This is a genomic window from Bacteroidia bacterium, from assembly GCA_040880525.1.
GTDB lineage: Bacteria > Bacteroidota > Bacteroidia > CAILMK01 > JBBDIG01 > JBBDIG01.
Genome location: JBBDIG010000027.1, coordinates 25,696 through 32,388, shown reverse-complemented (window position 1 = coordinate 32,388; position 6,693 = coordinate 25,696). Strand labels below are relative to the sequence as shown.

The 6,693-nt window shown below is 43.4% G+C and carries 5 protein-coding genes; 3 read left to right on the top strand and 2 right to left on the bottom strand.

What is annotated here, in order from left to right:
• A partial coding sequence (locus WD077_08005) for a GEVED domain-containing protein (protein ID MEX0967167.1) occupies positions 1 to 2,494 on the bottom strand: 2,494 nt, incomplete at its 3' end.
• A gap of 585 nt (positions 2,495 to 3,079) precedes the next feature.
• On the opposite strand from WD077_08005, the gene WD077_08000 reads away from it, so the two are divergent.
• Positions 3,080 to 3,799 (top strand): head GIN domain-containing protein, encoded by a 720-nt coding sequence (locus WD077_08000; protein ID MEX0967166.1) that lies wholly within the window; start codon positions 3,080 to 3,082, stop codon positions 3,797 to 3,799.
• A gap of 133 nt (positions 3,800 to 3,932) precedes the next feature.
• Positions 3,933 to 4,460 carry an RNA methyltransferase gene (locus WD077_07995; GenBank protein ID MEX0967165.1) on the top strand — a complete coding sequence of 176 codons (528 nt, stop codon included), beginning with the start codon at positions 3,933 to 3,935 and terminating at the stop codon, positions 4,458 to 4,460.
• 42 nt (positions 4,461 to 4,502) lie between these two features.
• Here WD077_07995 and WD077_07990 read toward each other — a convergent pair whose 3' ends face one another.
• Entirely contained in the window at positions 4,503 to 5,501 is a 999-nt protein-coding gene (locus tag WD077_07990; GenBank protein MEX0967164.1) for a sterol desaturase family protein, read from the bottom strand.
• Between the two features lie 362 nt (positions 5,502 to 5,863).
• Between WD077_07990 and WD077_07985 the strand changes: the two genes are divergently transcribed.
• Positions 5,864 to 6,265, top strand: a complete 402-nt coding sequence (locus tag WD077_07985; GenBank protein ID MEX0967163.1) for a hypothetical protein — start codon at positions 5,864 to 5,866, stop codon at positions 6,263 to 6,265.
• Positions 6,266 to 6,693: the final 428 nt, after the last annotated feature.

The window sequence follows — 6,693 nt, the reverse complement described above, 5'->3', positions numbered from 1 at the left end:
ACTCGCCATAATACTGCGGTCCGCAAGGGAAAACAGCATTGCTTGCATGTCCGATGCCTACCCGCATCCGAGTGCCACCATAAGGCGTAGTCAATGGAACCGTGATGGAGTCCATCCAGGCGCTGCTCGTATTATTGCTGTCCTGGCTCACCAATTCTGAGGACTGGAAAATACCATCCTGATTGTAGTCAATCCAGGCTGAAAAAGTTACGGGATTGGATGTTGTAGGGCGGTTAAGAGAAAGGGCATACTTGCCCCCTCTTGTCAGTTCCGTACTGTGGGTTTTTGTATAATCCGTATAATATTCTTCAGCAGCGGCAGTCACATTATTTATATTGGCCAGCCGCACCTGGCTTATGCCTATATCACTATTAAGTGATACCACAGAAGGATCGCAGTAGTTCTTTACATCAATGTAGCAGTTGTGGGTTACCGTAGATGAAAATACGCCACGATAGAGCGTGAGTTTCACATCATAGCATCCGCTGGCCTTAAACTGTACTTCAGGATGCTGAGATTCGTCAGTTGTATTATTTACATAAGCAATGGTAGAGGGAGTTATTTCCCATTTCCATCCATCAATGCAAAAAGAAGTAGTATCAAAAAGCTGAACGATATCATCAACAGCGGCTGTGGTCATGCTTGCTGAAAAACCGGGTGTAGGCATATTGGTAGGATCTGTTACCGTTACCTGCTGGGTAATGGAATCAGCACCACCACAATTCATACTTACAAGCTTTACATCATAAGTACCGGTTGCATTAAACATGTAGTTGAAATCATGGTCTGTTCCTCTTTCCAGGTTGTCTACATACCATGTATTCTGAAGGAATTCACCATCACTGGTATTCATAAAAGTGGCGGGTGTGTTCAGGCATACCACACTTGGGATCTCATAATCTGCATCCGGGGCATCATATACGCCCTGAGTGGATTCCCACGATATTTTAAAACCGTCTCCAATGGTGGCCGTATTTGCATCGGTTTCAAACTCAATAAATACATATCCGCTGGTAGATTTCAGTTGCTTGAGCAGGCTTGGGTCGCTCATGTCACCCGTCATTCCTTGCGGAAAGGCGGAAACATTCCACAATGGCGTTCCGGTGTTGTCCCTTCCATCATAAATGCGGAGATAATCTCCACCCTTAAGATCGAAGCTGCTTATTTTTAAATCCACTTCGGGCGCACAACTACTAATGAAGAATGAGCAATTGGCATTCGGGAAGTATGGTCCGAAACTGTTATCTGTCAATACGCCATTCGGTTCATAGCTCGCATCATCCAGGCAAACATCATAAGTTGGAACAACCAGAATATAATCCTCAAAGCAGATCGTGTCCTTTCCAAAACTATTTTCAGCTACCAGGCAAACTTCGTAGGTGCCAGGTGCCTCAAAAAACAGTTTAGGATTTTGCGACCAGGAGCCATAGCCTGAACTGTAAGTAAAGGAAGGCAGATTGATTCCAACCAGTTCATCGAAATATTCGTCAGGCGAAATGATCCATTCCCAGGAGTTGGGGCAATAGGTTGAAAAATCAATGAACTCCACTTCTTCCAGCACTTCCACCCTGTTTTTGGAAGCCATGAAATTGGCAGCCGGTGTTCTCCAGGGGTTCATCACATAGAGCGTTTTAGTAATGCTGTCAGAGCCCTTTATATTGGTCGTTACAAGCTTTATATCCACAGATCCTGTGGAGGAAGGGGTGAAATTCAAATTATTGTCTGTTGATTCCAGCACACCATCAATGTACCACTTGTGCGTTCCGCCATTAGGTGGAGTATTGTTTAAAAAGCGGTAGGGCGTATTAACGCAAACTGAATCAGGAGAATTGAAACTTGCGACAGGAGGAGCCAGCGGCACGATTTCATACGTCACAGTGCCTGGGAAAAAATACTGGTCCCATACATAGCCGGTGTTAAAACCTGCGTAACCTACGTTTGGACCAATATCAAAGCGTGCATTTTGGTCAGCCCAAACACGAGGACCTCCAGCCGCGCTTGTCAGACTTATGGAACCATTCCCTCCTGTAAGATAAAAGAAAAATCCATAAGTATCACCGGCAGGTATGAGCAATGGATTTTGAATAGTATACTTGTGGCCTGAAGTGCCGGTAGCTCCGGCACTCCCGGATTGAAGCAGAACCCAGCCGTTAGCCGTAGTAACACTGCTGTAAGGGCCATCAATGCTATCCTTATTATACCAAATCTCGTAAGTTGGAGTATTTACAGATCCGGCATAATTCAAGGCCAATATCTGGATCTGATCTTTAGCATGCACGTTAAAACTAGCACCGAGGCCTGTGCCGCCACCCGCACCCACATTCACAGGGTGAGGTGGTGAACTTCCGATTTCGTACTGCTGCGCTTGTGCTACCGTAAATAGCCCCAGCAAAGGCAGGAGCAATAGAAACTTCATATTCTCAGGAAGCATGGTACTACGGAAAAAACCACCATACTTACTGCTCACATCGTGTAAGGTTTTATCACATTTCATTGGTTTGTTATTTAATGAACAAAGAATTGTCAAAATTAAGGTTTTCTATGCATGATTTACCTCCTGTAAGTTGCGCTTGATATTTTGTTAGATATGTTAAATTCTTCCTTTTATCAGGAGTTGCGGCATCCCTTCAATGTCAGGCGTTGGCAGGAAAGCTAGGAGATGATAATTCAGGAACTTTATTACAAACTTTCTTACAGGTGTATGATGCTGATATTGAACTCCTTTTAATACTTAGCTATTTTTAGGGAGGTAGACAGAAAAATTTATTTGAGGCTTGAGGAACTATTTGTGAAAGTTTTTTGCTGTATAGTTTCTGTGCATTTCGCACGGCCACCTTCTTTATCTACAAAGTATTGAAGGAAGTTTTCAGCCTTCGCGGCAAAAATTATTGGATAAGTTATAAAAAAGTATAGTCCTGTCAAAACACTGCAATTCTAAGGATGGATTTTTATTATACTATAGAACAGGAAATTACATATTTTTTTAAAAAAATTAAGCATACAGGATAGGGTACTTATCTTTCTTGTTGTCATAGAGGCAAACTAAATAAACAAATGACCGCATCATTTTTTAATCCGTATGAAAAAGTCTCTCGCATTCAGTCTTATAATCGCTTTCATGTTGGTAATGGGAGCTTGCAGCAAAGATGGCCACCGCTGCATTAAGGGCAAAGGCAGCATCGTTTCGCGCGATTTTTCAATTCAGCCTTTCGACCGGTTCAGCTACTTTGGAAGTGGCGATATTTACATCACCCAGGGGGCGGCAACCACTATGCGCATTGAAGGCCAGCAAAACATCCTGGAAGAGCTTGATATAGACAATACTGGAGGGGAGCTGCGCATTGGCAAGAACAATTGTTTCAGAGGTCACAAGGATATCACCATTCATATTACAACTCCCTCCCTTATCAGTGTCAGCCTTTCAGGCAGTAGTACGCTACGCGGCATCGGTACCTTTGAAAGCACTTCTTTTCAGGCTAGTATCTCAGGATCAGGAGATGCCGATCTGAATATTTTCACAGAACATCTCGTGGCCGATATCAGTGGCAGTGGGAGTATGCGTTTTGGTGGCAGTGCAGGTTTCCAGCACCTGAATATCTCCGGAAGCGGCAGCATGCATGCCTTTGCGCTGGAAGGTGAAGAGGCTGATATTGATGTTAGCGGCAGTGGTGAGTGCGAGGTGAACGTGAGCCAAAAGCTGAAAGTAAGGATCAGTGGAAGCGGGGATGTTTACTATAAAGGAAATCCCGTGATCGAATCTGATATTTCAGGTTCGGGAAAACTGGTGAGGGTAAATTAATTATTCCTAAATCAAAAAAGGAGGGTGGACGATTGCATGAGGCAGTCGTCCTTTCTCATTTTATGGGTGCTTGATACTATGTTTTAGTTTAAAATTGACACCTGATTTTTTAAAGAATTTTATACATGCCGGAATGAGAAAACTCAGAATGGATGAATTGGACCGCCTGGGCCTGGAGGAGTTCAGGAAGGAGGAGAAGCTTCCGGTGGTAGTGGTGCTGGATGACGTACGCAGTATGCATAATGTAGGTTCAGTTTTCCGGACTGCGGATGCATTTCGCGTAGCCAAAATATTTCTGTGCGGGATTACCGGAAAGCCACCTCATCGTGAAATTCAGAAGACAGCGCTGGGCGCCACCGAAAGTGTGGCTTGGGAATATTTTGAGGATGTAACTCATTGCCTGGAAAAACTCAGGAAGCAGGGATATTCTTTAACCGGGGTGGAACAAACCGATCAGAGCCTGATGCTACATGAATGGAAGCCAACAAAGCATCAGCCCTGTGCGCTCATCTTTGGCAATGAAGTCAGCGGTCTCAGTGATGATGTGCTTCCGCTTCTGGATATTGCGCTCGAAATTCCGCAGGGTGGAACCAAGCATTCGCTGAATGTGGCCGTGAGCGCGGGGGTGGTCATCTGGGAATTATTCAGCCAGTGGAAATAAATTCGGATCATATCCAAATCCATTTGGCTGAACGAGAGCGGTTTATGAAGCCAAAACCGTTTCCTTCTTTTTCACTTCTTCATTTCCGGCTTTCTCAGTGGAATTCAACTGAAGGCTTTTTAGCTCCTCCTGCTGTTTGATAAATTCAGCCTGCAACTGCCGGGTGGTTTTGCGCGATCCGTCAGGACTCCATCCGGGAGGGCCAAAAACATACATGAACCGCTCTTTCCAGGTTTTGGAATTTTTTACATCATTCCAAATATTGCGGTATTCATGGGTAAGAATGATAAGAGGATTGTAGGAGCCGGGGCCGTGCAGCACACCGAACTTAATGTCCCTGTTGTCATCAAGATCCTTAAAAGTGCCGAAAATTTTGTCGAAAATATTCAGGAAGCCGCCATGATTTTTATCGAGGTAATCAATATCTGAGGAATGATGCACATGATGATGCTTGTGCGTATTCATGAACTTTTCAAGGAAACCCAGCCGGGGTATAAATTTAGTATGAAGCTGAAATTGCCATATTGCCTCGATGGCCATGCAAGTGCTGACCATAATGGGGTGAAACCCGATAATCGGCAGGTAGAGGTAGAACAATGGCTTATATAATAATGTCACCCAGCCATTCCTTAATCCGGTACCCAGGTTGAAGTGCTCAGATGAATGATGCACAATGTGGGCAGCCCATAAAAACCGAACTTCATGATTCATGCGGTGCAGCCAGTAGTAATTGAAATCATCCAACAACTGACAAATGATCCAGACGTACCATGCCCAGCCAAAGGCCGTATATCCAAGTAGGTTGGTGCGAACGCCATCTACCTCCGGATTGAAAATTTCGTACATCAGGAAGAACAAGGCAAGCGTGCCGAGTTTGGTAAAAACGGCCAGAATCACCGCTCCTGCACCCATAGAGGTGCTCGCCATGAAATCTTTCCATTGATACAATCCGCGCTCATATTTAAGACTTAATATAATTTCGAGCACCATGAGCAGTACAAAAGCCGGTACACCGTAAACCAGTGGATTAGAAATATCCATGTAAAAAAAAATTGTATTTGGGTAAGTTATGAGGGCCGAAAATTACAACCTGCCGGGCAAGTGTGCAAATCTTTGGTCGTTCTTCATGAAGGAAAATTGTACCAATCACCCTGCTAATCTTCACTTTTAAGACTTCAGCGATATAATACATCCGCGTCAACAGCAGGTTTGAACGGAACGCGCAGGTGGGTGTTAATAGCAACTTCAGAAGGGGTTTCTACGAAGTCAGGCATGGGTTTTATCTGCAGCCTCAAGTCTTTCCTTGAAATTATATAGATTTATCTTTATTTTAGGCGATAAATTTAATGTACCTCTTAGGATTATAAAAGGGTTATTACGAAAAAATTGAGGGGGAATCAGAAGTGAGATCAATCGCAAATGACTATATTCATTTTGCTCTTGTAAATGATGTGGTGGAAGGCATCTTCACCAAACCAATCTTATGGGATTACGAGGTAGCCACCGTGATCGTACGATTGCGCCTGTTGTTGTGTGCCGGCAGGCATTATCCATTATACCTTGATGTGAGGCAGGTTAAAAATATAGATCACGAGGCAAGGCGTTATATGTCATCTCCACCGGCAATGGAGTTTCTGACGGCCGGTGCTCTCAGGATTGACTCTTCCCTGGGGAAAATGGCGGGCAATTTTTTCCTTGCCCTTAATAAGCCACAGTTGCCCCTGCGACTATTCGATTCGAAATTGGAAGCACTGAAATGGCTCGAAGAATATAAACAGCAGAGGAAGGATGCTGAACAGGTGTAGGGGATGAGAAAACATCCTGAATTTGCTGGCAGTGCATTCTCAAAAGATTATTACCGGCCTTCTCCGAAAGCAACCGGAGGTAATAGTCCTCAATCATTATTTATATTTTCTTTTCAAATTGCATTTAATTTTGGTTATAAGATTAATACTTAATTCCAAAGGGATAAAAAACGAATTTATTTTTTAAATATTGATTGTCCTGATCTGGCAAGCCGGGCGTGTAATTGGGTACAATATGAACACAGTTAATCTTTTCTTTTAGATTTCAGATACTTGAATTTTATCGTGAAGTTTGGGCTTTGAACAAAAATCAAAATATGCGATAATTATTACCACTTTATTCTACCTTTCATTTTCTACAAAATATTTAATCCTAATTGATCCCATCACCTGCCTGGAAGCTTGTACCACTTATCTGCGTTATCAGT